At 66.7% G+C, this 25,851-nt stretch carries 22 protein-coding genes; 9 read left to right on the plus strand and 13 right to left on the minus strand.

The genetic code is table 11. The annotated features are described in order from the left end of the window. Positions 1–3 precede the first annotated feature (3 nt). The 3 genes from QTH90_RS12660 to QTH90_RS12670 form a co-directional block, all read right to left on the minus strand. Positions 4–870, minus strand: coding sequence for an FAD binding domain-containing protein (locus tag QTH90_RS12660; RefSeq protein ID WP_286664898.1), 867 nt, complete (start codon positions 868–870; stop codon positions 4–6). A 178-nt stretch (positions 871–1,048) separates the two neighbouring features. Beyond that, positions 1,049–1,795, minus strand: coding sequence for a PAS domain-containing transcriptional regulator (locus tag QTH90_RS12665; RefSeq protein ID WP_286570505.1), 747 nt, complete (start codon positions 1,793–1,795; stop codon positions 1,049–1,051). Between the two features lie 97 nt (positions 1,796–1,892). Further along, positions 1,893–2,540: a TetR/AcrR family transcriptional regulator gene (locus tag QTH90_RS12670; RefSeq protein ID WP_286664899.1), complete on the minus strand. Its 648-nt coding sequence runs from the start codon at positions 2,538–2,540 to the stop codon at positions 1,893–1,895. Positions 2,541–2,678: 138 nt separating this feature from the next. On the opposite strand from QTH90_RS12670, the gene QTH90_RS12675 reads away from it, so the two are divergent. Then, the gene (locus QTH90_RS12675) at positions 2,679–3,104 is read left to right on the plus strand and encodes a VOC family protein (protein WP_286664900.1); all 426 of its coding nucleotides are present in this window, start codon (positions 2,679–2,681) and stop codon (positions 3,102–3,104) included. A 13-nt stretch (positions 3,105–3,117) separates the two neighbouring features. Here the strand turns inward: QTH90_RS12675 and QTH90_RS12680 are convergent, their stop codons facing one another. The 3 genes from QTH90_RS12680 to QTH90_RS12690 are packed head-to-tail and all read right to left on the minus strand — an operon-like array spanning position 3,118 to position 8,613. After that, positions 3,118–6,423: a type I restriction endonuclease subunit R gene (locus QTH90_RS12680; protein ID WP_286664901.1), complete on the minus strand. Its 3,306-nt coding sequence runs from the start codon at positions 6,421–6,423 to the stop codon at positions 3,118–3,120. A 30-nt stretch (positions 6,424–6,453) separates the two neighbouring features. After that, positions 6,454–7,965 carry a type I restriction-modification system subunit M gene (locus tag QTH90_RS12685; RefSeq protein ID WP_286664902.1) on the minus strand — a complete coding sequence of 504 codons (1,512 nt, stop codon included), beginning with the start codon at positions 7,963–7,965 and terminating at the stop codon, positions 6,454–6,456. Between the two features lie 45 nt (positions 7,966–8,010). Next, positions 8,011–8,613 carry a restriction endonuclease subunit S gene (locus QTH90_RS12690; RefSeq protein ID WP_286664903.1) on the minus strand — a complete coding sequence of 201 codons (603 nt, stop codon included), beginning with the start codon at positions 8,611–8,613 and terminating at the stop codon, positions 8,011–8,013. A gap of 110 nt (positions 8,614–8,723) precedes the next feature. On the opposite strand from QTH90_RS12690, the gene QTH90_RS12695 reads away from it, so the two are divergent. The 4 genes from QTH90_RS12695 (at position 8,724) to QTH90_RS12710 (ending at position 11,698) form a co-directional block, all read left to right on the plus strand. Further along, positions 8,724–9,677 carry an MBL fold metallo-hydrolase gene (locus QTH90_RS12695; protein WP_286664904.1) on the plus strand — a complete coding sequence of 318 codons (954 nt, stop codon included), beginning with the start codon at positions 8,724–8,726 and terminating at the stop codon, positions 9,675–9,677. A gap of 89 nt (positions 9,678–9,766) precedes the next feature. Further along, positions 9,767–10,075 carry a putative quinol monooxygenase gene (locus QTH90_RS12700; protein WP_286664905.1) on the plus strand — a complete coding sequence of 103 codons (309 nt, stop codon included), beginning with the start codon at positions 9,767–9,769 and terminating at the stop codon, positions 10,073–10,075. 88 nt (positions 10,076–10,163) lie between these two features. Then, a complete protein-coding gene (locus QTH90_RS12705; RefSeq protein ID WP_286664906.1) occupies positions 10,164–10,439 on the plus strand; it encodes a helix-turn-helix domain-containing protein in 276 nt (91 codons plus the stop codon). Continuing rightward, positions 10,439–11,698, plus strand: coding sequence for a type II toxin-antitoxin system HipA family toxin (locus tag QTH90_RS12710; protein WP_286664907.1), 1,260 nt, complete (start codon positions 10,439–10,441; stop codon positions 11,696–11,698). The genes QTH90_RS12705 and QTH90_RS12710 overlap by 1 nt, the downstream gene beginning before the upstream one ends. Positions 11,699–11,777: 79 nt before the next feature. Here the strand turns inward: QTH90_RS12710 and gap are convergent, their stop codons facing one another. After that, positions 11,778–12,779, minus strand: coding sequence for a type I glyceraldehyde-3-phosphate dehydrogenase (gene gap / locus QTH90_RS12715; RefSeq protein ID WP_028249889.1), 1,002 nt, complete (start codon positions 12,777–12,779; stop codon positions 11,778–11,780). Positions 12,780–12,821: 42 nt separating this feature from the next. Beyond that, positions 12,822–14,873 (minus strand): transketolase, encoded by a 2,052-nt coding sequence (tkt, locus tag QTH90_RS12720; RefSeq protein ID WP_286664908.1) that lies wholly within the window; start codon positions 14,871–14,873, stop codon positions 12,822–12,824. Between the two features lie 100 nt (positions 14,874–14,973). Between tkt and speD the strand changes: the two genes are divergently transcribed. Together speD and QTH90_RS12730 are read left to right on the plus strand one after the other, a co-directional pair. Continuing rightward, complete coding sequence (gene speD / locus QTH90_RS12725) at positions 14,974–15,363, plus strand: adenosylmethionine decarboxylase (RefSeq protein ID WP_286664909.1); 390 nt, start codon at positions 14,974–14,976, stop codon at positions 15,361–15,363. An 11-nt stretch (positions 15,364–15,374) separates the two neighbouring features. Beyond that, positions 15,375–16,079 (plus strand): nucleotidyltransferase family protein, encoded by a 705-nt coding sequence (locus QTH90_RS12730; protein ID WP_286665410.1) that lies wholly within the window; start codon positions 15,375–15,377, stop codon positions 16,077–16,079. Positions 16,080–16,115: 36 nt separating this feature from the next. Here the strand turns inward: QTH90_RS12730 and QTH90_RS12735 are convergent, their stop codons facing one another. After that, positions 16,116–18,143, minus strand: coding sequence for a hypothetical protein (locus tag QTH90_RS12735; protein WP_286664910.1), 2,028 nt, complete (start codon positions 18,141–18,143; stop codon positions 16,116–16,118). Between the two features lie 185 nt (positions 18,144–18,328). On the opposite strand from QTH90_RS12735, the gene QTH90_RS12740 reads away from it, so the two are divergent. Next, on the plus strand, positions 18,329–19,714 hold the full coding sequence (locus tag QTH90_RS12740) for an aminopeptidase P N-terminal domain-containing protein (RefSeq protein ID WP_286664911.1): 1,386 nt from the start codon (positions 18,329–18,331) through the stop codon (positions 19,712–19,714). A gap of 18 nt (positions 19,715–19,732) precedes the next feature. Next, a complete protein-coding gene (locus QTH90_RS12745; protein WP_286664912.1) occupies positions 19,733–20,923 on the plus strand; it encodes an alpha/beta hydrolase family protein in 1,191 nt (396 codons plus the stop codon). 41 nt (positions 20,924–20,964) lie between these two features. Here the strand turns inward: QTH90_RS12745 and QTH90_RS12750 are convergent, their stop codons facing one another. Genes QTH90_RS12750 through QTH90_RS12765 form a run of 4 tightly spaced genes read right to left on the minus strand, consistent with a single transcriptional unit; the run spans position 20,965 to position 25,846 of the window. Further along, complete coding sequence (locus QTH90_RS12750; protein WP_286664913.1) at positions 20,965–22,563, minus strand: FAD-dependent oxidoreductase; 1,599 nt, start codon at positions 22,561–22,563, stop codon at positions 20,965–20,967. 2 nt (positions 22,564–22,565) lie between these two features. Beyond that, a complete protein-coding gene (locus QTH90_RS12755; RefSeq protein WP_286664914.1) occupies positions 22,566–24,107 on the minus strand; it encodes a polyamine aminopropyltransferase in 1,542 nt (513 codons plus the stop codon). Positions 24,108–24,118: 11 nt separating this feature from the next. Then, positions 24,119–24,337 (minus strand): DUF350 domain-containing protein, encoded by a 219-nt coding sequence (locus QTH90_RS12760; protein WP_286664915.1) that lies wholly within the window; start codon positions 24,335–24,337, stop codon positions 24,119–24,121. Between the two features lie 24 nt (positions 24,338–24,361). After that, positions 24,362–25,846: a DUF4178 domain-containing protein gene (locus tag QTH90_RS12765; protein WP_286664916.1), complete on the minus strand. Its 1,485-nt coding sequence runs from the start codon at positions 25,844–25,846 to the stop codon at positions 24,362–24,364. Positions 25,847–25,851: the final 5 nt, after the last annotated feature.

Consider the following 25,851-nt stretch of genomic DNA (forward strand, 5'->3'; position numbering starts at 1 on the left):
TCTTCACCGGCAGCGTGCCGCGGCCTTGGCAATGGCGCGCTTCACCATCTGGCCTGCCATCGCGGTCTTGTAGTCGCGGTCGCCGCGCAGGTCTTCGGCGGGGTCGCAGATCGCCATGGCCTTTGCGGCGGCGTCGGCAATACTTGCGTCGGTCAACGGCTTGCCGAGCAACGCGGCTTCGGCGTCGGTGGCACGCAGGGCCGTGGGCGCGACGTTGGTCAGCGCGATGCGCACGTGGCTCACGTTCCCGCCACCGTCGAGGCGCAGCACCACGGCGGCGGCTGCGGTGGCCCAGTCGCCGGTCTTGCGCTTGAGCTTCTCGTAGGCGCAGCCGGTCTTCGGCGCGAAGGCGGGCACGCGGATCTCGACGAGGATCTCGTCCTCGGCCATGTCCGTCATGTAGGGCCCCTTGAAGAAGCCGTCCGCCTGCACTTGCCTGCGGCCGTTCGGGCCTTCGAGCACCAGCAGCGCATCGAGCGCGATGGCGAGCGCCGGGTGATCGTTGCCCGGATCGCCGTGCGCGATGTCGCCGCCGATGGTGCCTCGATTGCGCACCTGCGGATCGCCGATCTGGCGCGCGGCCTCGGGCAGCAGCGGCACCTTCTCGCGCAACAAGGGGGAGTCGATGAGTTCGTTCTCGACGGTCATCGCGCCGATCACGACCGTGCCGCCGTCCTCGCGGATGCCGCGCAGCGCGTCGATGCGGTTCAGGTCGATCAGGTGCGCCGGCTGGGCGAAGCGCAGCTTCATCATCGGCAGCAGGCTGTGGCCACCGGCGAGGAGCTTGGCATCGCTGCCGAGCGTGCCGAGAAGCTGGATCGCGTCGCCGACGGAGCGGGGCGCGTGATAGTCGAATCCGGCGGGGATCATCGTATTTGTCTCCTGTCGTGCAGCAGGCCACCGGGCTCTCCGGCCCGCAGGCAATGAACTTAAGACCACGCGATCGGCCGCAGAATTCCCGCGCACGAACCACGGGGACGCGCGCACGAAATGCGCGGCCAGCCGCATGAACTGCGCGCCGCCGGGCCGTGTTGCGGGTTATCCCGGATCAGCTGCGCAGCGCGTCGATTTCAGCGATGCCGAGCTGCTCCAGAAGGCGCGGCACGCTGGTGCGCGCGACCGGAAGGGGCGTGGTTTCGCCGCGCAGCTTGAGGCTGACCTTGCCGTTGTCACGCAGGATCTGCTCGGCAAAGTCGAGGTTCGCGAGGTAGCTGCGATGGATGCGCAGGAAGGACGCGCCGTCGAGCCGTTCCGCCAGATCGCTGATGTTGAGATTGCAGAAGCTCGACCCCTGCGCGGTGCTGACCCACGTGTAGTGGCCTTCGGATCGTATGTAAGTCACCGCTTCGACATCGACGAGCACGATGCGGTTCTGCGACACCGTCGGGATCTTCTGCAACTGGCGCTTGGCCTGCGGCTTCTGCACCGCGGGCTCCTCGCCGCTCACGAGCTCGGTGATGTCGTAGAAGATCAGCGTGTAGCTCGCGGTGTCGCCACGCAGGTCCGACAGCTTGGCCACCTTGATCAGCAGCACCCGCTCGGGGATGTTGATGATCATCGTCATCGGCGGCGGATTGCTGACCGGGCACTCCGCCTGGTCGAGCAGGAACTTCACCTTGGGCTGCGAGTGCTCGGGATGGAAGGACAGCACCATCTTCTCGAAGGGCTGCTTGTCCTCCACCGGCAGCACGCGGCGCGCGAAGCTGTTCATCGCGACGACCCGCAACTCGCGGTCGAGCTGGACCACGCCGACATCCGAGCGCTCGAGCAGATACAGGGGGCTGCGGCTTTGCATTCGTGTCTCCGTCGCCCGGCCGTGGGTGCCGGAAAGCTATTGAAGCACTGTTTGCGTGGTGTTGCGCAGCGGGGCCGGCCCTAACCCGGCGGGTGGCCTACAGCCCCTTCTCCACCATATCGAGCAAGCGCTGGCCCAGCGCATCGGTCTGCTCACGCGGCATTCCGCGCAAGGGCCCGTCGATGATGAGCAGTGCCAGTCCGTGCACGGCCGACCAGGCGAGGAACTCGGCGCCGGGGCGGCGCTCGGGCGGCATCACGCCCGCATCGACCAGCCGGTCCAGTGCGGCGCCCAGCAACTCGAACGGATTCAAGCCGCTCTCGCCGCTCTTGGTCTCGGCAGGCACGTCTTCCACATCCACGGCCGTCGCGAAGGCCGTGCGGAACAGGCCCGTCTCGGCTTGCGCAAATCGCAGGTAGCCGGTGCCCACGGCGCGCACGCTGGCGCGCGCAAAGTCGGCCGGCTTGCGCGAGGGCCGCAGCGCGGACAGCTCGGCCTCCATCGCGACGGCGACGGCCGCAAGGGCCGCAGCCCGCACCGCCTGCAGCAGCGCCTGCCGGCTGGCGAAGTGCCGGTATGCGGCATTGGGAACCACGCCCGCGCGACGCGTCGCCTCGCGCAGCACGACCGCATCCGGTCCTCCCGCGCGCGCGAGTTCGACACCCGCTTCCAGTAGCGCACGCCGCAGGTCGCCATGGCGGTAGGTGCTGCGCGGAGGAGGGCTGGGGGCGATTGGCACGGGCATCGAGTCTTTCATGTGGACAGCGTCCATTATCTTTGCTATTGTCTTGTGGACGTTGTACACAACGTGACACATCTTCCTTCATTCGAGCATCCGAAGGAACCCCATCCCGTTCCCCTCACCACCTGCAAGGAGCACCTCATGGAAGTCCAGTCCTATCTCTTCTTCGACGGCCGCTGCGAAGAGGCCCTCGAGTTCTATCGCAAGGCCGTGGGCGCCGAAGTCACGATGCTGATGCGCTTCAAGGAGAACCCCGAGCCCCAGGCCGGCGAGGGATGCGCCACCGATGGCACGCCGATCCCCGGTGACAAGGTGATGCACGCGAGCTTCACCGTCGGCGGCACGACGCTCATGGCCTCCGATGGCCGCAACACCGGCAAGCCCGTGTTCCAGGGTTTTTCGCTTTCGCTGCTGGCAGAGAACGAAGCCGAAGCCAACCGGCTGTTCGCCGCGCTGGGCGAGGGCGGTCAGGTGCAGATGCCATTGGCCAAGACCTTCTTCTCGCCGGCCTTCGGCATGGTGGCGGATCGCTTCGGCGTGTCGTGGATGGTGCTGGTGAAGAGCTGAGCGGGCTTGCGGCTCACGCCTTTGGGCTCAACCCGGTCTGCGTGATCCGCCACACATGGCCGATCACCTCGCGGGCCTTGTCCAGCCCCAGGGGGCCATAAAGCCGGGGCAGCAGATCCCTCCGGATGGCTGCTTCGATGCTCTGCGGGTTCAGCGAGTGCTCGGCCTTCGCGAGTTGAACCACCTCGCTGATGGCCAGCGCATCATCGACCAGGCTCTTGCGCTGCATCGCATCGAGCGATTCCACGGCCTCGTCGCCCAGCGCCATCAGGATCGCACCGAAGTACGCCCGCGCTTGCGGATGGGCGGCGAGTTCGTCCGGCATGCCGGGCGCAGCGTGGGCTTCCACGCGATGCTCGAGTTCGCGGAGAAGGGCGTACTGCTTGCGCGGGACGTCGAACATCGCCTCGGCCTCCTCGACGGCTTTCTTCAGCAGCGCGGAAAACGCGTTCTGCGCGTAGGGATCACCGACCAGCTCCAACTCGATGGTCTTGCGCAGACGGGTCCTGAGCAAGGCCGCCTCGCTGCGCGTCTTCGCGTCAGACCACGCTTCGGTGCTCTCCGCGCCGGCCGGCTGGTGAACCAGGTAGCTGCCGCCCGGCTCCCGCACCTCGGTGCCGATCACCTGCTGGTCGACCAGCTCTCGAAGCTGCGTCTCGTACTGGCCGGGCACGACTGTTTCCATGGCGTCGCGCCGCGCGGTCCGGCGCACATCGCCGAGCAGACGCAGATCCTGCTTGTAGCGTGCGATCAGCGTTTCGGAGACTGCACCGTCGTCGAAGAAGCCGCGCGATGACAACGCGGTCTGCAGGCACGTGCCGAAAGCCGTGAGCGCAGCGGAGAAGTCATCGCGCAGCTTCTGCCGGTCGTCGTATTCGATGCGGCCGTCGCTCGCGAAGCGCGGGCTCAGCGCCTGGCGCAATTGCTCGGGGTCGTCGAGATCGGCCACGCCCGCGAAGCACGACCACATCGCCCGATGCAGCGCCGGCAGTCGCCCGTACTCGGTGCCGATCGGCGCATAGAGGCCGGCGAGGTCGGCCACGTCGAAGCCGCCCTGCGTGCGCGTCTCCAGGTCCTGGTAGGCGCGAACCGCCGTGTCCAGTTGCCTGAGGATGCCGCGGTAGTCGACCAGCAGTCCATGGCGCTTGGCGTGGTGCAGGCGGTTCACGCGGGCGACGGCCTGGATCAGGGTATGGCCTTCGAGCGGCTTGTCGATGTAGAGCACGGTGTTGCGCGGTTCGTCGAAACCCGTGAGCAGCCGGTCGACCACGATGAGCAGGTCGGGATCGCCGTCCGAAGCGAAGGCGTGCAGCACCTGTCGTTCGTAGAGCGAGGCATCGCGGCCATGGGAGCGCATGTTCTTCATCCACCAGGCCTGGACCTCGGAAATCGACTCGTCATCCGTTTCCCCCGCGCTTGCGTGGCCCTCCGGCGCGTCCGGCGGCGAGATCACGACCGCGCTGGTGACCAGCCCCGTGGCGTCCAGCGCCTTCTTGTAGCGGATCGCATCGCGCTTGCTGGCCGTCGCGATCTGGCCCTTGAGTCCCGGCGTGATCTTCCGGATGCTCTCGCTGAAATGCGTGGCGATGTCCCAGGCGATCAACTCGATGCGCCGGGCGGCGCCATGCACGGCCACGCGGCTTGCGTACTTCTTCTTGAGATCGATGCGTTGCGTGTCGGGAAGGCCGGCGGTGATCCTGTCGAACCAGCGGTCCGCCGCTGCCGCATCGACGGTCAGTCCGGGCATGCGCTCCTCGTAGAGCAGTGGCGCCACGATGCCGTCATCCACCGCACGCTGCAGCGTGTAGGTGTGCACGATCGGGCCGAACCTGCCCGCCGTCTTCTCCTTTTTCAACAGCGGTGTGCCGGTGAAGGCCACGTAGGCGGCGTGTGGCAGCGCCTTCTTCATGCGCTCGTGCATCTCGCCCCCATGGCTGCGGTGGCCCTCGTCCACGAGCACGATGACGTTGGGCGAATCGTTGCGGCACTCCGGCAGGCGCGACGCCGTGTGGAACTTCTGCACCAGTGCGAAGGTGATCCGCTCGGTGCCCCGACCGATGCGACGCGCGAGATCTCGGCCCGTCACGGCCTTGCTGCGTTCGCCTTCCTTCTGCGTGGCGATCGACGAGCCGAAGGCACCGCCGGTCATGAAGTTGCGGGCCAGCTGGCGCTCCAGGTCCAGCCGGTCGGTGACCACCACCACGCGGCATTCACTGAGGGCATCGTCCAGCAGCAGGGCCTTGGTGAGAAACACCATCGTGAAGCTCTTGCCCGAGCCAGCCGTGTGCCAGACCACGCCACCCTCGCGCGAACCATCGGGCCGCAGCAGGGCGAGGCGCTTCAGCAATGCGCGCACGGCGAAGAACTGCGCGTGGCGCGCGACGATCTTTCCGGCCTTGCGGTCGAACAGCACGAAACCGCGAAGCAGTTCCAGCAGGCGTGACGGCGTGAGCAGTCCCGCGAGCAGACGGTCCTGCGCATGGGGCGACGCGGGCAACGCCCACAGCAGCTCGAAGCGCTCGCGCAGGTCGGCAGGCTTGCCTTCAAAGAGCGCCGCATGCGTCCCGGCGGGAAGCGGCGTGTTCTTCAGGGCATGCAGGTGCGCGTCGTCGAATTCCTCTTCCCTGTTCCACTGCGCCCAGAACTCGGCCGGCGTGCGCGTGGTGGCATAGCGGCCTTCGGTCCCGCCGATGGCCAGCAGCAGCTGCGCATAGACGAAAAGATGCGGCACCTCGTCATCCCGCTGGTTGCGCAGGTGCCGGCGGATGCCCTCGCGCACCGTCGCATCGCTGTCGCTGCGCAGGCTGTCCGGCGGCGTGGCCTCGATCACCACGAGCGGCATGCCGTTGACGTAGCCCACGATGTCCGGCGCGCGATGGTGCGTGCCCTGGCTGGAGAGCACGCACAGCGCCTCGGTCACATCGAAGCGGTTCGCGGCGGTGTCGGTCCAGTCGATGAGGGCGATGGTCGGCTGGTGGCGTTTGCCGTCAGGCATGAATTCGGTGACGGTGATGCCGAAGGCGAGCTTCGCGTAGAGGCGCTCGTTGGCGGCCAGCAATCCATCGCCCAGGCCGATGGCGGCGAGTTCGCGCAGGATCTGCTCGATCGCGCTGGCGGACAGCGGATACGGCGTGCCCTTGTAGTCGAAGCGGCGCGTCTGCAGGTACTCGACGAGCCGGGGCCGGAGGATGAGTTCGTGGGTTCTCCCGCCTCTGAGTTCGAGGCACGCCGGGGTGCTGAGATAACGCCAGCCCAGGTTGCAGAGCAGACGCAGCGCAGAGATCGACGCCGGACAGGGCGGTGCGGTATTCATCTCCATGCGCCCCTGCGTGAGCGCCGACCAATGACGTCACTCATAGCCGAGCTCCTTCAGGTAGCCGGCCATCTGTTCCTCGATCCCCGCCCACTCCTCCCGGATCGCGATGCGCTCCCGCCGGACCTCCGCCATGTCGATGTCCTGCGCGACGCGCGTGGCGTCGACATAGCGACCGATGTTCAGGTTGTAGCCCTGGTTCGCGATCTCGGCGAGCGTGACGAGGCTGGCGTACCGCTCCACGGGTTGCCGCGCCGTGCAGGTTTCGAGGATCCGTTCGAGGTCGGCCCTGCGCAGCGTGTTCTGGTTCTTGCCGGGCTGGAAGTCGCGGCTGGCATCGATGAAGAGAGCCTTGTCGTCCGCCTTGTTCTTGCGAAACACCAGCACGACGGCCGGGATGCCGGTTCCGTAGAAGAGCTTTTCGGGCACGCCGATCACGGCGTCGAGCAGGTTTTCGTCGATGAGTTTCTGGCGGATGGCGCCTTCCGCGCCGCCCCGGAACAGGATTCCGTGCGGCGCGACCACGGCCATGCGGCCGGTCTCCGGCTTCAGCGTCTCGACCATGTGCAGGATGAAGGCGAAATCTCCCTTGGTGCGCGGCGGCACGCCGCGCCGGAAGCGGCCGAAGCGGTCGCTCTCGGCGCTTTCGTGGCCCCACTTCTCCAGGCTGAAGGGCGGATTCGCGATCACGACGTCGAAGCGGCGCAATCGGGTGTCGCCCTCCAGCAGCTTGGGATTGCGGAGGGTGTCGCCCCACTCGATGCGATGGTTGTCCTCGCCGTGCAGGAACATGTTCATCTTCGCGAGCGCCCAGGTGCTGCCGATGGCTTCCTGCCCGTAGAGCGCGTAGCGGCGCGCGCCGGTGCGGCTGCGTATGAGGCGGCCGCACTGGAGCAGCAGCGATCCGGAGCCGCAGGCCGGGTCGCAGATTTCCTCGCCCTCCTGCGGGTCCATCAGGCGGGCCATGAGTTCGGAGATCTCGGGCGGCGTGTAGAACTCGCCGGCCCTCTTGCCGCTGCTGGCGGCAAAGCTCTTGATGAGGTGTTCGTAGGCGTCGCCGATGACCTCGGGCGTGCCCATGCGGCTCGGGCTGAGGTCCAGCTCGGGCTTGGCGAAGGCTTCGAGCAGGTGCCGCAGGATGTCGTTCTTCTGCTGTTCGTCGCCGAGCTTGTTGGCGTTGAAGGCGATGTCCTGGAACACGTCGCGCAGCTTGGCCATGTTGGCTTCCTCGATGGCCTGCAAGGCGCGGTCGATGCGCTCGCCGTTGCCGGGCTCGAAACGCGCGGCGTGCAGCGCGCGAAAGCTGGCGCCGGGCGGCAGCACGAAGCGCTCGGCCTTCAGCAACTCCTCGACGAGGCCGGGCTCGTTGGCGTATTGCTTCCGGTAGGCGTCGTGGTGGTCCTGCCAGTGGTCGGACACGTACTTCAGGAAGAGCATGGCGAGGACGTAGTCCTTGTAGACGCCCGGATCGACGGTGCCGCGGAAGGTGTCGCAGGCGGCCCAGACGGCGGCGTTGATGCTGTCCTGGCCGATGGTGGCTTGGATCATGGTTTTCTCCCTGTGTCGCTTCTGTTGTTGTGTTCTTCGTTTCCGTCAGGCGCTGCCCTCGGCGCTCACCAGCGATTCGGCGATCGATTCGAAGAGCCGCTCGCGATTCCGGATCATCTGCTGGTGCAACTGCCTCTCCCGCCGCGCGAGGCGGGCCAGTTCGACGATGCGCTGCTGGTCGTCCCATGACGGGACGCCGATGGACAGGCCTTCCAGCACAGGGCGCCGCACGCTCAGCTGGCTGGAGCCTTCGGCCGAGCGCCGCAGTTCGCGCTGGAAGGGCGGCTGGTTGATCTGCCAGGCCAGGAAAGCGGCGACGAGGTGGCTGCCGGGCTTCACGCGCAGGTGGAAGAGATGCGGGCCGCAGACGGCGGGCCCGGGCGGCGCATCGAGGCAAGTCGCGTAGAAGCGCGTCCCGCGCGAGACGAACAGCAGGTCGTCGGCCACCAGCCAATCGGCCTGGCCACGGCCGGCGAGCCGGGTGGGCGTGACCGTGTTCCAGTTGACGCCTTCGACCGGGTCGATGTCCTTCATCTGGACGGCACGCACGGGCCCGTCGGGCAGCTTTTCGATCGAGCCCCGGAAGGGATAACCAGCCTTGATGCCGACAACCTCGCCCAACGCGACCCTAAATGCATGAATCGTCATGATGCAGATACCGTCTTGCCAATGTTGGCGAGTACTCGCTAAACTGAATTCAGCAATCTAATGCATCAACGCATGTGATGCAATAAAAAGCGTTCAGGGAGTTTTTGCGAATGGGATACGAAGTCGATCTGCTGCCCGTCAGGGCAGGCGGCGCAGCCGCATGCGTCCGATGGGGCACGCCGGATCAATACAAGGTGCTGGTCTACGACGGCGGCACGGCGGTTTCGGGCGAGCGCCTCGTCGCTCACATCGAAAGGCAGTACATGACCTCGCGCGTGGACTACGTCGTGAGTTCGCACCCGGCCGGCGACCACGTGGCCGGCCTGGCCGTGGTCTTGCGAAAGTTGAAGGTGGGCGAACTCTGGATGCAGCGGCCATGGGCCTACGCGGCCGGCCTGCGCACGGAACTGCCCGCGGCGCGCGCCCTGAAGCAGCTCGCCGACTCGAAGCGCATCCCCGTGCGCGAGCCCTTTGCCGGCGCAGGGATCGGGCCCTTCATGGTGCTGGCGCCGCAACGCGACTGGTACGTGGATCACCTGATCCCGGAATTCGGCCAGTCAGGCGCCGCGCCGCGCTCCGGCCTTGCGGCAAGGCTGGGCCGATGGACCCGATCGCAACTGAGGGCCGATGCGACCACCTCGGCCGAGAACGAATCGAGCTCCGTGCTCTACGCCGAGTTCGAGGGGCGCGGCGTGCTGTTGACCGGCCGGGCCGGCATCCGCGCGCTCGACGCGGCCGCGAGCTTTGCCGAGCAACTCGGCCTTGACCTGCCCGCCAACCTCCGTCTCCTGCAACTGCCCAACGGCGGCTGCGCGGACCATCTGTCAGCGGAGGTTCTGGACCGCATCGTCGGGCCGAGCGGCGTGCGCGGGGACGACGACCCGACGAAATCGGCCTTCATCTCGATGAGCCTTTCGGGGCAACACCCCAGTCGCGCCGTGACCAGGGCGCTGGAGCAGCGCGGCGTCGTCAGCTTCGTGACGAACGGCATGAGCCTTCACCATTGGCACCAGATGCCCGACCGCGGGTGGTATCGGGCGCAGCCGGCCTACATGCGGGCCTGAGGCCACGGTGCATGGCGCGCCTCCGACGCGACAGCGCACGGCGCGCCTTCCCCGTAAATTCGGCGGTCCAACCACAGGAGCATCTGCACATGATTCACGTCGTCGCCGTCATCACCGCCAAGCCGGGTCAACGCGAGCTGATCCTCGAGGCCTACCGCGCCAACCGGCCGGCAGTGCTCGCCGAGAAAGGCTGCATCGAATACACCGCGACCATCGACGCCGCCGGCATGCCGGCCTCGCGCGGCTCCTTCGGCGCGGACACCTTCGTGGTGGTCGAGAAGTGGGAGACGCTGGCCGACCTGCAGGCGCATGCGGCCGCGCCGCACATGGCGGCCTATGGCGCGAAGGTGAAGGACTGGACGGAGAGCCGGCTGATTCATGTGCTCGAGCCGGTGTGACAACTTGTCATTACCGAGCGGTAATTTTTATTGACACATCACCCCCTTTGCCCTCAAAATTACCGAAAGGTAACTTCATGAGGTTTTCATGGCTGACTTGGAGTCGAATTTACCGAACGGTAATTTTCCCAAGACGGGCACAGTCGTCCGTTCGACCGCAGAGTTGGGCCAACTGATCCGGCAACGCCGCCGCGCGCTCCAACTCAAGCAGCTCGACATTGCCGGACTCGGCAACACGGGCAACCGCTTCATCGTCGAACTCGAAGGCGGCAAACCGACGGTCCAGCTCCAAAAGGCGCTGGATGTCCTCGGCCTGCTGGGACTGGAGGTCGTCGTGCGGCCCCGTGACTCGGGAGGCATGTGATGTCGCGGCCCGACCGCCTCGACCTCTTCCATGGCGAGGACCGCGTGGCTTCCGTCCACGACAGTGCTCCGCTCGAATTCGAGTACACGGCCGAGTGGCTGGCCCGCGCCGAGCCGCTGCCCGTGGCGGCCATTCCTCTGGCGCCCGGCCGCCAGTCCTCGGCGGCTGTCCAGGCATTCCTGGAAAACCTGTTGCCCGAGGGCGAACTGCGCGACTACCTTGCGCAACAGAAGAAGGCATCGACGCTGTTCTCGCTGCTCTACGAGGTGGCAGGAGACACTGCCGGGGCGTTCGTCATCCTGCCGGCCGGCGAGCGTCCAGAACCGCCGTCCTACGAGGCGACGAGCTGGCAGGCGCTGGCCGGCGTTCTTGCAAGCAAGTCGGCCTCCGCCATCGATATCAAGGGGCACCATGCGCGCATTTCCCTGGCGGGGGCTCAGGACAAGGCGTCACTCGCCTTGTTCGAGGATGGCATTCCGCGGCTTCCCCGAGGCACGTCGCCTTCAACGCACATCCTCAAGCCCGACATCCGCCGCCTTGCCAAGGTGTGGCACTCGGCAGCGAACGAGGCAGCGACGATGCGCGCGGCCGCGATGTGCGGTCTACCGACCGCAGATGTGTTCTATGAGCCGAACACGCAGGCGTGCGTCGTCAAGCGCTTCGATCGCATTGAGCGGGCCGACGGCACGCTGGGCCGACTGTTGCAGTACGACCTCTGCCAACTGGCCGGCACGGTGTCGGAGAAGAAGTACGAAGTCGAGGGCGGCCCGGGTGCCGGACGTTGCGCGGAACTGATTCGCCAGTACAGCACGCAGCCCGCGGTCGACCTGAAGAACTTCGTCGCGTGGATCTTCTTCAACCTCTACTCGGGCAACAACGACAGCCATGCGAAGAACCTGTCGCTGTACCGCGTGCCGGGCACAGGGATGAAGCTCACGCCGTTCTACGACCTGATGTGCACGCGGATCTATCCGGCGTTGTCACCGCAGTTCGCCTTTTCCATCGGCGGGGAGACGATGCCCGGTGCGATATCCCGGGCGCATGCGGTGGCGCTGGCCGAAACACTCGGGATGCGCCCCGCCTTCGTGCTCGGCATCGCCGAAGAACTGGCCGGCAAGATGCCGGGCGCGATCGGCGATGCTGTAGCGTCCATTTCGCCTGACTTGTCGCCGGGCGCCAGAACGCTGGCCAGAAGACTGGAGCAGTTTGTGGTGTCGACCACGCGCCAGATATCGAGCCGGCTTCTTCAGGCCAGTTGACGCGAGGCGCTGCTTTCTCTGGAGCCGACATAAAAAACGCGCCCGAAGGCGCGTTTTTTTCGAGTGCATCGAAGGATGCTTACTTCGCGATCACGCGAACCATCTCCAGGCACTTGTTCGAGTAGCCCCACTCGTTGTCATACCAGCTCACCAGCTTGATGAAGGTGCCGTCCAGCGCGATGCCGGCTTCGGCGTCGAAGATGGAGGTGCGCGGGTCGCCGCGGAAGTCGGTGGCCACCACCTTGTCCTCGGTGTAGCCGAGCACGCCCTTGAGCGCGCCTTCGCTCTGTGCCTTCATTTCGGCGCAGATCTCGGCGTAGGTGGCTTCCTTGACCAGTTCCACCGTCAGGTCGACCACCGACACGTCGGAGGTCGGCACGCGGAAGCTCATGCCCGTGAGCTTCTTGTTCAGCTCGGGGATGACCACGCCCACGGCCTTGGCGGCACCGGTGCTCGACGGGATGATGTTTTCCAGGATGCCGCGGCCGCCGCGCCAGTCCTTGTTGCTCGGGCCGTCGACGGTCTTCTGCGTGGCGGTGGCAGCGTGCACGGTGGTCATCAGGCCGCGCTTGATGCCCCACTTGTCGTTCAGCACCTTGGCCAGCGGCGCGAGGCAGTTGGTGGTGCAGCTCGCGTTGCTGATGATGGCTTCGCCGGCGTACTTCTTGTCGTTCACGCCGTAGACGAACATGGGGGTGTCGTCCTTGCTGGGAGCGGAGAGGATGACCTTCTTCGCGCCGGCGTCGATGTGCTTCTGCGCCGTTTCCTTGGTCAGGAAGAGGCCGGTGGATTCGAGAACGATGTCCGCGCCGACGTCGCTCCACTTCAGTTGCGCGGGGTCGCGCTCCTGCGTGAGGCGGATCTTCTTGCCATTGACGATGAGGGTGTTGCCTTCGACGTTGACTTCGCCCTGGAAGCGGCCGTGAACCGAGTCGTACTGCAGCATGTAGGCCAGGTATTCAGGCTCGAGCAGGTCGTTGATGGCAACGATCTCGATGTCGTTCTTGAAGTTCTGCACCGCCGCGCGAAGCACGTTGCGACCGATGCGACCGAAGCCGTTGATGCCGAGTTTGATAGCCATGTCATTTGCTCCTGGATGGTTGAAAACTGGGTGCGATCGACTTCAGCGCTTGAGCGCCGCTTCGACCGTGGCAGCGACGTTCTCTGCCGTGAATCCGAAATGCTTGAACAGGACGCCTGCGGGCGCCGACTCGCCGTAGGTGTCGATGCCGACGACGGCCGCGACGCCGTACTTCCACCAGCCGTCGGTGGCGCCCATTTCAACCGCGATGCGTGGCGTTCCCTTGGGCAGCACGCTCTTCTTGTAGGCCACGTCCTGGCGGTCGAAGGTGGTGGTGGAAGGCATGGAGACGACGCGCACCGCGATCTTCTTCGCGGCCAGCAGCTCCTGCGCCTTGAGCGCGAGCTGCACTTCGGAACCGGTCGCGATGATGACGGCCTTGACGTTCTTGTTCTTCAGGCCGACGGCTTCGGGCTCGGACAGCACGTAGGCGCCCTTGCTGATGTCGCTCAGGTCCTTCTTGGGCGAGTAGGGCAGGTTCTGGCGCGACAGCAGCAGCGCGGTCGGGCGGCTGGTGTTCTGCAGCGCGACGGCCCAGGCCACGGCGGTTTCGGCCGTGTCGCCGGGACGCCAGACGTCGAGGTTCGGAATCAGGCGCAGCGACGCGGCGTGCTCGATCGACTGGTGCGTCGGGCCGTCTTCGCCGAGGCCGATCGAATCGTGCGTGAAGACGTGGATCACCCGCTGCTTCATCAGCGCGGCCATGCGGATGGCGTTGCGGCTGTAGTCGCTGAAGGTCAGGAAGGTGCCGCCGTAGGGGATGTAGCCGCCATGCAGCGCCACGCCGTTCATGATGGCCGCCATGCCGAACTCGCGCACGCCGTAGTTGATGTGACGGCCCGGCAGGCCGTCCGGGAACTGCTCGTTGCCTTCGCTGCGAACCACGTTGCCGTGGTTGTCGAAGCGCAGGCTCGGCGTGCTCTTGGTGTTGGTGAGGTTGGAGCCGGTCAGGTCGGCGCTGCCGCCGAGCAGTTCGGGCAATGCCGCCGTGAAGGCTTCGAGTGCCAGCTGCGAAGCCTTGCGCGAAGCCACGGTCTCACCCTTGGTGTGGGCGGCGACCACGGTGTCGAAGGCGGTCTGGTGGAAGTTCTTCGGCAGCTCGCCCTTCATGCGGCGGGTGAATTCCGCTGCGAGGTCCGGGAAGGCTTGCGTGTACGCAGCGAACTTGTCGTTCCACGCGGATTCGGCCTTGGCGCCGGCGGCCTTGGCGTCCCATTCCTCGTACACGGCCGGCGGCAGCTCGAAGGGCGCATGGGTCCACTGCAATGCGCTGCGGGTGAGTCCGATCTCGTCGGCGCCGAGCGGCTCGCCGTGGGCCTTGGCGGTGTTGGCGCGGTTCGGGCTGCCCTTGCCGATCTGCGTCTTGCAGATGATGAGCGTGGGCTGGTCGCCGTGCTTCTTCGCCTTTTCGATGGCCTTGGACACGTCCTTGACGTCGTGGCCGTCGATCGGGCCGATCACGTGCCAGCCGTAGGCCTTGAAGCGTTCTTCGGTGTTGTCGATGAACCAGGGCTTGACCGGGCCGTCGATGGAAATGCCGTTGTCGTCGTACAGCGCGATCAGCTTGCCGAGCTTCCAGGCGCCGGCGAGGGCGGCGGCTTCGTGGCTGATGCCTTCCATCAGGCAGCCATCGCCGAGGAAGGCGTAGGTGTGATGGTCGACGATGTCGTGGCCCTTGCGGTTGAACTCGGAGGCCAGCAGCTTTTCAGCGAGCGCGAAGCCAACCGCGTTGGTGATGCCCTGGCCGAGCGGGCCGGTGGTGGTTTCGACGCCGGGCGTGATGCCGGTCTCGGGGTGACCTGCCGTCTTGCTGTGCAGCTGGCGGAAGTGCTTGAGTTCTTCGATGGGCAGCGCGTAGCCCGTGAGATGCAGCACCGAGTAGATGAGCATCGAGGCGTGGCCGTTCGACAGCACGAAGCGGTCGCGGTCGAACCATTGCGGGTTGGCGGGGTTGTGCTTGAGATGCTCGCCCCACAGTGCGACAGCCATGTCGGCCATCCCCATCGGTGCGCCCGGATGCCCCGAGTTTGCGAGTTGAACGGCATCCATTGCCAACGCGCGAATCGCGTTGGCCATCAAGGCTTGGTTGGCCATCTGTGGCTTCCTGGGAGCAAGTTAGGGGGAACCCGGCATTTTAGCGGCCGTGGTGGGCAGCCCCCGAAATGGGCGCAAAGGGGCTGCTAGAGTGCCGCCCATGCATGGCCTTCACCTCACCGCCGATCTCCACGATTGCCGCTGTGCCGCGCAGTGGCTGGTGGATGCGCCAGCGCTTGGCGCGGCCTGCGCTGAAGCGGCGGAAGCGGCGGGCCTGCTGGTGGTCGGCAAGCTTGCTCACGCCTTCCCCGCAACCACGGCAGGGCCGGGCGGCGTGACCGCCACGGTGTTGCTGGCCGAGTCGCATCTGTGCGTGCACACCTGGCCCGAGCAGGGCGGCGTGACGCTCGACGTCTATGTCTGCAACTTCGGCGGAGACCATTCGGCCCAGGCCAGGGCGGTGATGGACGCGCTGGAGGCGCTGTTCATGCCCCGCCACGTGGAACGGCACACGCTGCAGCGCGGCGCGATCAGGGCCGAGGCAGCGTGAGCATCAAGGCAATGATCCTGGCCGCGGGACGCGGCGAACGCATGCGGCCGTTGACGGACGCGACCCCCAAGCCGCTGCTCGACGTGCAGGGCAAGGCACTGATGCAATGGCCGATGGAGGCGCTGGCCTCGGGCGGCTTCACCGAACTGGTGGTCAACACGGCATGGCTGGGCGAGCAGATTCCGGAGCGCTTCGGCTCGCGGCATCAGGGCGCGACGCTGGCCTATTCGCATGAGGGTCGCGACTTCGGCGGCGCACTCGAAACGGCGGGCGGCATCGTCCGCGCGCTGCCGCTTCTGGGCGACATGTTCTGGGTCGTGGCGGGCGACGTGTTCGCGCCGGACTTCGTGTTCACGCAGGACGCGGTCGATCGCTTCGCGGCGAGCGGGCGTCTGGCGCATCTCTGGCTGGTGCCGAATCCGGCGCACAACCCGAAGGGCGACTTCGGCATCGGCGCCGACGGGTCCGCATTGAACGACGCTGCGCAGAAGTACACCTTCTCGACCATCGCGCTCTATCGCGCCGAATTGTTCGCCCCGCCTTTCTGCACCATCGAGCCCGGCAATGCCCAGGGCGTGAAGGCCGCATTGGCGCCGCTGCTGCGGCTCGCCATGGATGCGGGCCGCGTCAGCGCCGCGATGTACACGGGTCGGTGGGCGGATGTCGGAACGCCCGAACGCCTGCGCGAGCTGAACGAAAAAAAACGGCCCGCGTAGGGCGGGCCGTTTCGGTCTTGGCGCTGTGCGCCCAGGTCAGGGCACGTTCGTCGTGCTGATCTGGAACGGCGTTCCCGGCACATCCATCGCGCCGCCGTACTCGATGTTGTACGTGGTGCCGTTGAAGGTGGTCGGGTTGAGTCCGCAGCCGTTGGGCTTGGGGCACGAACCACCGTCGGTGCCGAAGATCACCGGTCCGTAGCGATAGTTGCGCACGGCCTTGCCCGTGTAGTCGATCACGCTGGTCAGGTAACCCGGGTTCGAGTAGTTGTCCGCGTCTTCCACGGCGATCGGGTCGATCATGCGCGTGTCCTGCAGGGTGCGCACGATCGTGCCGCTGTTGCCGTTGGCCGCAAAGCGTACCCACGAGACCTTGCGGTCGCCGCGCGAGTTCACCAGGACCTGCTGGTTGAGCGGTTCGATGCTGCTGTTGGGCTCACCCTTGGAGGTGCCCAGCGACGTCGGGTTGCGGCCGATGCCTGTCACCGTGCCCACTTCGGCAATGACGTTCGCCGACGGAGCCGCCGAGGCCGTGCCGCCCGGCGCGAAGCCGTCGATGCTGTAGATGTGCAGCGTGCCGTCCTGCGTCGCGATCCAGGCGCGTTGCGGGCTGCCGAACACCGTCGTCTTCACCGCGGTCGGCTTGGCCGGCAGCGACACCGTCTTCACCACCGTCGGCATCTGCGACGGCGTGTTGGCGAAGGTGTACGGCCACTGGCTGTCCGCTTGGCCCAGGTTGCTCGTCTGCGTCACGTTGGCGCTGAAGTAGACGCCGTTGACGAAGTTGAACAGCGGCCGCAGGTCGATGAAGGAGGCCTTCTGCTCCGACTTGGAGATCACGACGGCCATGCCGCCCTTGGCGTAGCGGCTGGCGTGCGGGCCCGAGCCCGTGAAGTTCTGCCAGTTGCTCGTCAGCGGCGTGCTGCCATAGCCAACGAAGTCGCCGCTCACCATGGTCTGGAACTGATCCAGGCCCGTGGTCACTGCGATTTCGGTCGGCGCCGTGACACCCGGCAGATCGATGTAGCCGAGGATCTTCATGAAGGCGATGTCGCCCATGTTCGGCAGGCCCGGATAGGTCGCCATCCATTCGTTCCACCACTTGTAGTAGGCGCGCTTGCCGTTGGTGCCGTTGCTGTAGGCGTCGCAGCCATCGCACAGGCCAGCCAGCGCGATCACCGCGACCTGGCCCTTCATGGCCGTCGTGTCCCACACCGTGACCAGCGCGAATTCGCTCAGGTTGGTCATCGCGATCGCGGTCGGCACCTTGTTGGCCGGCAGCTTGACCGAGGCGGGATTGCCTGCGGTGTTGCTGCCGGACGTGGCGATCACGCCGTTCTGGTAGGCCACCAGGCTCTGCGCGCAGAAGCCGGAGCGGCCCGAGCAGCGGCCCACGGCGATGGGATCGTTGCTGACCAGGAGCTGGTCCCTGTAGTTGATCGCGTTGGCACTGTCCATGCCGCCGCCGGGGAGCGCGTTGCGCGTCCAGCTCAGCTGGGGCAACTGGGCGAAGGTGTTGAACATGTAGCCCGACACCTGGAAGTCGGCCACGCCGATGCGCTCCGCCCGGTTGTCGGCCACGAACAGCATGTTCGCCTGGTTGGTCGAGTAATTGCCCGACGTGGCGGACGGCGGACCGCCCACCTGCCAGTAGAAGGCATAGGAGGGAGCGGGCGAACCGAGCGGCGTGCGGGCATCCCGCGCAGCCAGAGTCGGCAAACCGCTGTTGCCGACGGCATACGCGCCGGCGCTGGGGCCGTAGCGGTAGTCGATGCCCGCCGCCTGGCTCAACTTCTTCGCCATATCGCGGTAGGCGGCCGCCTCGACGTTCTGGCCGTTGTCGACGATGTCCGGGGTCGTGGGGGTAGGACTGTTCGAGCCCGGCCCCGTCACGCTGGGGCTGCTGCCGCCGCCGCCGCTGCCGGCCACTGTGCCACCCGAGGTGTCCCCTGTTGCAGCGCCTGTCGTACCGCCTGCCGCGGCCAGTGCAGCCGCCGCCGCGGCTGGATCGGCACCCAGTGCACCGCCGCCGCCGCCACCACCACCGCCGCACGCTGAGAGCACACTTGCGCCAACCGCAAGCAAAATCGCGCTCTTATGTAGAACTTTCAACAAAAAACACCTCCAAAATAACAAGTTGTGGGTTTTTACGTGGGATGGGTCCTACAGCGCAAACCATCTTGCAAATCTTTTCCTTGTGTTTTTGTGCTCCCTAGGAATCAATTACAAAGGTATCGGATAGTGACGTTATGACCGCAAATCATCAAGCCCCCCGTCGATTACATCTTTCTACTTATTTAGGCTCGGACGGCATCGCCATCATTCCGACCGCTCCCGAACGCCAGCGCAACCGGGACAGCGACTTCCTGTACCGCCACGACAGCTATTTCTATTACCTGACCGGCTTCACGGAGCCCAATGCTTGGCTGGTCGTGTCGGGCGATGGCCGCTCCACCCTGTTCTGCGCACCGAAGGACCTGGAGCGCGAGATCTGGGACGGCTACCGCCTCGGCCCCGAGGCGGCGCCGGCGGCGTTGGGGGTGGACGAGGCCTATTCGATCGACGAACTCGACACCCGCCTTCCGCGGCTGCTCGAGAACAAGTCCGTGGTCTGGTATCCCTTCGCGACGCACAAGGGACTGGAGACGCGGGTGGACGGCTGGCTGTCGGCCGTGCGCGCGCGGGTGCGCTACGGCGCGCTGTGCCCCGAGGAGCAGCGCGACCTCTGCGGCCCGCTCGACGAGATGCGGCTCGTGAAGGACGCCCACGAGCAGGACGTGATGCGCCGCGCCGCGCAGATCAGCGCCCGCGCCCACATCCGCGCGATGCAGCTGTCGGCGCGCATGCTGCGCGAGGGCAAGGACGTGCGCGAGTTCCACCTCGACGCCGAGCTGCTGCACGAATTCCGCCTGGGCGGCTCGCAGTACCCGGCCTACGGCTCGATCGTGGCGGCCGGCGCCAACGCCTGCGTGCTGCACTACCGAGCCGACACCGCGCCGGTGCGCGACGGCGAGCTGGTGCTGATCGACGCCGGCTGCGAACTCGACGGCTACGCCAGCGACATCACGCGGACCTTTCCGGCCAACGGCAAGTTCACCGGACCGCAGCGTGCGCTCTATGACCTGGTTCTCGCGAGCCAGGAGGCCGCTGTCGCGGCCACCCGCGCAGGGAACCGCTTCAACGATCCGCACGAAGCGACGGTCAAGGTGTTGTCGCAGGGCATGCTCGACCTGGGCCTGCTCGACGCGAACAAGGTGGGCAGCGTGGAGGACGTGATCGAGAAGCGCGCCTACTTCCCTTTCTATATGCATCGCACCGGTCACTGGCTGGGCATGGACGTTCACGACTGCGGCAGCTACGTCGAGCCGACGCAAGTGGGCGAAGTGAGCGAGCGCAGGGATCCGCTCTCCAACGAGCTGATCAAGAACCGGCCCAGCCGCATCCTGCATCCGGGCATGGTGCTGACCATCGAGCCGGGCATCTACGTGCGTCCGGGCGAAGGCGTGCCCGAGCAGTTCCACAACATCGGCATCCGCATCGAGGACGACGCCATCGTCACCGAAAGCGGCTGCGAACTGATTTCGCGCGGCGTGCCGGTCGACGCCGACGAGATCGAAGCGCTGATGCGGAACTGAGCCCCCAGCCCACTTCCCATGCGCAAACGCTCCTGGCTACTTGTTGTCCTGGTCCTGCTGGTCTGGTCGTACTTCGCGAGGCCCTTCTACGATTTCGCGTGGATCGCCTCCGGCCGGGTCTACGACATGGCGGCGCAAAGGCTCGGTTCGCCGACGCTGAGCGTGCAGCGGCAGGCCGTGATCGACCGCCACATCGACCAGGGCGAGGAAATCCTGGCCTACCTGCGGGGGCTGCGCGCCGCGGTGCCCGAGGTCGCTGCGTCGCCTGCGCTGGATTTTTCGGGCAAGGAAGCGTTCGCCCGCTCCGCCGAAGCCGTGCGCGAGCGGCTCCGCCAGAGCCTGCGCTACCCGCCGCCAGGATTTGACGCCGCGCCGACGCAGCCGGTCGTCGAAACCGTCGTCGGGGAGGACGAGTTCGCGACCTACCGGGAGCTGAAGATCCCGGTGCTTCCCGGCGTGTTTGCCACAGGCCTCTACCTGCGTCCGAAGAGCGCCAAGCCCGACCAGAAGCTGCCCCTGGTGATCTCGGCGCACGGCCGCGGCGGCATGCCGTCGCCCACGCCCGACGACAAGTTGCAGACCGTCATGAAGAGCCACCGCGACCTGGCGTGGGACGCGCTGCGGCATGGCTATGCGGTCTGGCTGCCCACCTACGTGCACTACGGCAAGGAGGGCGACGGCTTCAGGGACCGCCTGACCGTGCGCGCCTGGGAGGCCGGAACCTCGCTCCCTGCCATCGAGATCGCCAAGACCGTCAAGGCGCTGGACGTGCTGCTGAAGCGGCCCGACATCGATCCGCAGCGCGTGGCGATGATGGGCCAGTCCTACGGCGGCTTCTACACGCTCTACACCACGGCCATCGATCCGCGCATCCGCGTGGCTGCGGTGGCCGCGTATTTCAACGATCGCGAAGCGGTGCTGGACCACAGCGAACCCTTCGGCTTCCTGGACTGGCGGTTCCCCGACTCGCTGACGCTGTGGCGCGACCCGTCGGTCGCGGCGCTGGTGGCGCCCCGGCCGTTGCTGATCGAATCCGGGAGCCAGGATCAGCTCTTTCCCATCGAGGGTGCGCGCAAGGCCGCGCCGGAAATTGCCAGGCTTTATGACCGGCTGGGCATTCCGGAGCGCTTCGAGTTCAAGGAGTTCGTCGGCCGCCATGACTTCGATGGCGAAGCCGCCATGAACTTCATCGACCAGCACATGAAGTGACCCGCACGCAGCGCGCACTTCGTGTCCATGGAAATCACATCTCAGAGCATCGCCGTACCGGCCAGGTGCCCCCGCGTGAAGGCTTCCTCGAAGATCGAATAGCCGGACCAATCGCCGTGCGCAAAGGCCAGGCGTTCCGTCCCGACCAGCCCCGGCCCGCGCGCCGATAGCGCGCCAAGCTGGCGCAGAAGCCCCGGCGCGGGAATCGCCATGGCATGGCCGTAGCGCGTGATGTCGATGCGCGTCGCGACATCCGGAAGGTCGGGATGCGGCACCGACAGTTCCGCGAGCAAGTCATCACGCCAGCCTGTCCATGGCCGGTCGAGCAATTGCCGTCGGCCGTCCGCCCCGTCGAAGGCGCTGGGACCGAGCGGCCGGTACCAGCTCAACACCGTGGCACGGGGTGTCGGGTCGAGCGCCTGGTGACGGGCATCGACATAGCCGAGTCCGCGCGTGCCGTAGACGACGTTGTCCCAACTCGGCGCGGCGCCGGGCCGGTCGGCGAGCGGCGAGCGCACATGCACGTTGGCGACGAGCCAGGGTGAATAGCGCAGATGGGCCGCAGCATGGCGCAGCACTTCGGGCGGGTTCTCGACGACGCGCGCGGCGATGAAAACCGGCATCGCGACGATGCACCGCTCAGCCTGCCAGCGCACAAGCGACCGGGTGGCGACATCGAAGGCATCGACTTCGACGCCGCCGCGCGTTTCGGCAATGCGAGTGACGGCATGGCCCGGCTTCAGGCGCTCGCCCAGCGGCTCGGCCAGCCGCCGCGTCAGCCAGCCGTTGCCTTCGGGCCAGGTCAGCACGGCGTCGCGCTCGGCGTTGTCGTCGCCCGGCGCATGAAAGCCGTGGCGGCTGGCGAAGTAGTGGATGCCGGCCCATGCCGACACGTGGGCCATGCCCGCCCCATAGTCGTCGCGGCAACAGTAGTCGAGGTACCAGCGCAGGTGCGGATCGGTGAAGCCTTCGCGGTCGAGCCATGCCTGGAAGGTCGATGCATCCAGCGCCATCAGGAGTGGTGCCGGTTCGGCCCTCAGCGTCGGGATCAGGAAGCGCGCTTCGCGACGCAATGCTTCGACCCGCTGCGAAAACCGGCGGTACTGCGCGAGGGTTGCTCCATCCACGCCCTGCACGGGCAGCAAGCCTTCCTGCCAGGCGCCCTGAAAGAAGAGGCGCTCCTGCGGGCTGTGGCACAGGTGGCGCTCGTCGTATTCCCAGCGGCCCGACACGCGCCGTCGCAACCCCAGTTCTTCGAGCAGGTCCTGCACCTCACGCGCATCGTCGCCCGGCACCGGCAGGTAGTGCGCGCCGAGTGGGCAGGCGATGCCCTCGACCACGCCGCCGCGGCTGTTGCCCCCGGCCGCGTCCTCGAGTTCAAGCAGAACGAAGTCGTCGATGCCCGCCAGGCGCAGCGCACGGGCAGCCGCGAGGCCTGCGACGCCGCCGCCGGCGATCACCACCCGCGTGCGCCTCGTTCCATCCGGCGCAGTGCCTGTGCGCAGATTCGCGTCACGCAGCGCATGGCCGCGCGCCACGTCGACGCCGGCGAACCCGCCCGCGATATCGCGCCGCGCCTCGCAGCCTGCCAGCGTGGCCGTGCCCGCAATGACGGCACCCAGGAACTCGCGGCGCTTCATGCCTAGTGTCCGGAGACCTTGCCCCATTCCTGCTCGTAGGTCGTGACGAGTGTCTGGTTCGACAGCCGGTTCACTTCGGCTGGTACGCGCGCCATGTCGCGCGGAAAGTCGAAGAGCAGAGGCAGGCCCTGCGCCGACAGGAAGCGCAAGCCATCGGGCAGCGCATCGGGCTGCCGGTACGGTCGCCGGCTCGCGATGATGTAGCCCCATTCGCCGAAGCTCGGCACGTGCGCGTGGTAGGGCGTTGCGAGCAGGCCGACGGATTCGACCGTCGCGGCCACGGTCCAGAAGCTCTTTCGCGCGACCAGCGGCGAGGTGGTCTGGATCACCGCGTAGCCGCTCGCCGCCAGTCGCTTGTCGAGCAGCGCATAGAACGAGTTGGTGTAGAGCTTGCCGATCGCGAAGTTGGTCGGATCGGGGAAGTCGACCACGATGACGTCGAACATGTCGCCCGGCTGCTGGAGCCACTGGAAGGCGTCGGTGTTGACGATGTGCACCTTCGGCGATGCCAGCGACCCGCCGTTCAACGCGGCGAGCGTTTCGTGCGTGGTGAAGAGCCGCGTCATGTTCGGGTCGAGTTCGACCAGCGTGATGCTCTCGACCGACGGGTACTTGAGGATCTCGCGCACCGCCATGCCGTCGCCGCCGCCCAGCACGGCCACTTTCTTCGGCGCGCCGTGCGCGGCCATCACCGGATGCACCAGCGCTTCGTGATAGCGGTATTCGTCGCGCTCGGCGAACTGCAGGTTGCCGTTGAGGAAGAGCCGGTGCCCGGCGCTGCCCCGCGTCACCACGATGCGCTGGTACGGCGAGGTCTCGCTGAAGACGATGCGGTCCTGGTAGAACTTGTCTTCCGCCAGCGTCGTGATGTGCTCGGCGAAGACGAAGGCGCCGACCAGTGCGAGCAAGGCCAACGCACACGCCAGTGCGTGCGCCCCGACCCTCCTCAGCTCGTGGCGGAACAGCCAGAGCGCCCATACCGCCACGGCCGCGTTCATGAGACCGAACAGCAGGCCGGTGCGGATCATGCCGAGCTGCGGCACGAGCAGCAGCGGGAAGGCGACCGACACGGCGAGCGCGCCGAGATAGTCGAAGGTCAGCACCTGCGAGACCAGGTCCTTCAGCACGATGTTGCGGCGGAGGATGCGCATGACCAGCGGAATCTCCAACCCGACCAGCGCGCCCACCACCAGCACCAGCCCGTACAGCAACAGCCGGAAGGCGCCGGGAACGTACGCGTTGGCGATGAAGAGCACGGCCGGCAGCAGGCCGCCGACCAGGGCGACCATGAGCTCGATGCGCAGGAAGTGCGCAGGCAACTGCCGCTCGAAGTAGCGCGAGAGCCACGAACCCACGCCCATCGCGAACAGGTAGGTGCCGATGATGGTGCTGAACTGCAGCACCGAATCGCCGAGCAGGTAGGAACTGAGCGCCGCCGCGCTCAGTTCATAGACCAGCCCGCAGGCCGCCACGACGAACACGCTCGCGAGCAGCGCGATCTCCACAGGCTGCGGGCCGCTGCGTGCGGCCGTGGTCGCGGACAAGGCCGCGCCCCTCAATGGATGGCTGCCGCGACGATGATGCAGATGCCGAGACTCATCGCGGCAACGACCAGCCCCAGCGCCACGTTCTGCTTCTCGACGATCTCCTGCCACAGGTCGTAGGGCGTGAGCTTGTCGATGATGAGGAAGCACAGCCAGAAGACCACCACCCCGATCAGTGCGTAGACGAGCGATCCGAGGATGACCGCCGGCTTCAACCATTCAATGCCCATGATGAGGACCTCCGGAAAAAAACATTACTTGTGGCCGCCGCCACTGGAATAGCCGCCATAGGACCCGCCCGAGCTGCGCGACCCCCCGGAGCCCGACCCGCTGCTGCAGGTGCTCAGGATGATCAGCAGGATGATGATGATCACGACGATCAGGATGATGGTGCCGCAGCCCAGGCTCGACGCCGCGCTCACGGGGAGCGCGTCGTTGCGCTTGAACATGTCCTTCTTGCCGCCCAGTTTGAAGGCCGCCGCCACCGCCGCGCTGTCGATCTTGCTGCCGGACGACCAGGTCAGCTCGTTGGCCGAGCGCTCCATCGAGAGCAGCGCGGCGCCGTTGGCGAAGTCGCGGTTGAAAGTCTTCTGCCCGCGCTGGACCTGCCAGTAGAACTCGCCCGCGACATAGCTGGTCTCGGCGTTGTAGGCGTATTGCTGCTGGTAGACCTTGCCGAGGTAGGTCGCCCGCGCCGCGCTCTCGGCCATCGTCGGCGCGCCGGTGGTGGGCTTCACCATGCTCCAGCCGTCCTCCGCATCGACCAGGAAGCTGAATCCTCGCTTCTTGTTGTAGAGCAGGTATTCGCTCCAGCCGAAGTGCTCGTCGTCGCCGGGCGCCACACCCATGCGGTGCTGGAAGCCGACCACCTGCCAGTCCGCGCCTTGCAGCTGCCCGATCGAGCCGATCGCAATCAGCGGCTGGACCGGCTCGTCCTGTATCGCGTGCCGCAACTCGCCGCCGATGCCTTGCGAGAGATCGATGATGCTGTTGCACGCGGGGCAGGTGACGCTCTTGCTGTCGACCAGGTTGACGGTGACCGGCGATCCGCAGTTCGGGCAGTTGAAGCTGCGGCCTCTCTCCTCCTTGGCCGACTCGTCGCGCAGTCCGGTGAACTGCAGGTCTTCGAGCCGCACCGCGCGGCCGAGGTAGACACCGGGCGGATTCGTGTCGTAGTCGAGGCTGAGAACCTCCCCCTTGTCGCTGCGCAGCTCGACCACCGGGAAGCGGCGGCCGAGTTCGGGCAGGCGCGGCAGCTCGCCCTGCGCCGAGACCAGCGCGACCTGCTCGTTGGACGCGACCGTGTAGTTCTGGCCATTGAAGGCGGTGGTGGCGCCGACGCGCAGATCCGCGGCCGGCGGCGCCACGCGCTGAAGCGCGAAGGGCAGGGCAAAGACGAAGGCGCCGTTGTCCTCGCTCAGGATGCCGGTGCGGTCGCCGTCGAGCGCGGCGATCCATTCGGTCCAGCGGCCACCGTCGTTGCTGTACTGCAACCGGCCGACCAGCGTGAAGGGCTTGTCATCGACCCGGCCTGCGGCAAAGAGTTGCAGCGGGCTGAAGTCGTCGAACAGCTCCGCCATCTTGCCGGTGCGCGCGAGCGTCTCGCCCTGCCGCACCACGGTGCTCTGGCAATAGGGGCAGACGGCATGCGTCGATTGGGCCGAGCGGAATTCAACCGGCGCGCCGCAGCCGGGGCAGGGCGCCCGGTAATAGCGCTGCTGGGGGGAGTCGGAGGCCAACGGGG

Source organism: Variovorax flavidus (genome assembly GCF_030317145.1).
GTDB classification, from domain to species: Bacteria; Pseudomonadota; Gammaproteobacteria; order Burkholderiales; family Burkholderiaceae_C; genus Variovorax; species Variovorax flavidus.

Bases quoted from the DNA above. Each gene is read 5' to 3' on its own strand.
- QTH90_RS12660 (WP_286664898.1), bottom strand. From the start codon at position 870: ATGATCCCCGCCGGATTCGACTATCACGCGCCCCGCTCCGTCGGCGAC.
- QTH90_RS12665 (WP_286570505.1), bottom strand. From the start codon at position 1,795: ATGCAAAGCCGCAGCCCCCTGTATCTGCTCGAGCGCTCGGATGTCGGC.
- QTH90_RS12670 (WP_286664899.1), bottom strand. From the start codon at position 2,540: ATGCCCGTGCCAATCGCCCCCAGCCCTCCTCCGCGCAGCACCTACCGC.
- QTH90_RS12675 (WP_286664900.1), top strand. From the start codon at position 2,679: ATGGAAGTCCAGTCCTATCTCTTCTTCGACGGCCGCTGCGAAGAGGCC.
- QTH90_RS12680 (WP_286664901.1), bottom strand. From the start codon at position 6,423: ATGGAGATGAATACCGCACCGCCCTGTCCGGCGTCGATCTCTGCGCTG.
- QTH90_RS12685 (WP_286664902.1), bottom strand. From the start codon at position 7,965: ATGATCCAAGCCACCATCGGCCAGGACAGCATCAACGCCGCCGTCTGG.
- QTH90_RS12690 (WP_286664903.1), bottom strand. From the start codon at position 8,613: ATGACGATTCATGCATTTAGGGTCGCGTTGGGCGAGGTTGTCGGCATC.
- QTH90_RS12695 (WP_286664904.1), top strand. From the start codon at position 8,724: ATGGGATACGAAGTCGATCTGCTGCCCGTCAGGGCAGGCGGCGCAGCC.
- QTH90_RS12700 (WP_286664905.1), top strand. From the start codon at position 9,767: ATGATTCACGTCGTCGCCGTCATCACCGCCAAGCCGGGTCAACGCGAG.
- QTH90_RS12705 (WP_286664906.1), top strand. From the start codon at position 10,164: ATGGCTGACTTGGAGTCGAATTTACCGAACGGTAATTTTCCCAAGACG.
- QTH90_RS12710 (WP_286664907.1), top strand. From the start codon at position 10,439: ATGTCGCGGCCCGACCGCCTCGACCTCTTCCATGGCGAGGACCGCGTG.
- gap (WP_028249889.1), bottom strand. From the start codon at position 12,779: ATGGCTATCAAACTCGGCATCAACGGCTTCGGTCGCATCGGTCGCAAC.
- tkt (WP_286664908.1), bottom strand. From the start codon at position 14,873: ATGGCCAACCAAGCCTTGATGGCCAACGCGATTCGCGCGTTGGCAATG.
- speD (WP_286664909.1), top strand. From the start codon at position 14,974: ATGCATGGCCTTCACCTCACCGCCGATCTCCACGATTGCCGCTGTGCC.
- QTH90_RS12730 (WP_286665410.1), top strand. From the start codon at position 15,375: ATGATCCTGGCCGCGGGACGCGGCGAACGCATGCGGCCGTTGACGGAC.
- QTH90_RS12740 (WP_286664911.1), top strand. From the start codon at position 18,329: ATGACCGCAAATCATCAAGCCCCCCGTCGATTACATCTTTCTACTTAT.
- QTH90_RS12745 (WP_286664912.1), top strand. From the start codon at position 19,733: ATGCGCAAACGCTCCTGGCTACTTGTTGTCCTGGTCCTGCTGGTCTGG.
- QTH90_RS12750 (WP_286664913.1), bottom strand. From the start codon at position 22,563: ATGAAGCGCCGCGAGTTCCTGGGTGCCGTCATTGCGGGCACGGCCACG.
- QTH90_RS12760 (WP_286664915.1), bottom strand. From the start codon at position 24,337: ATGGGCATTGAATGGTTGAAGCCGGCGGTCATCCTCGGATCGCTCGTC.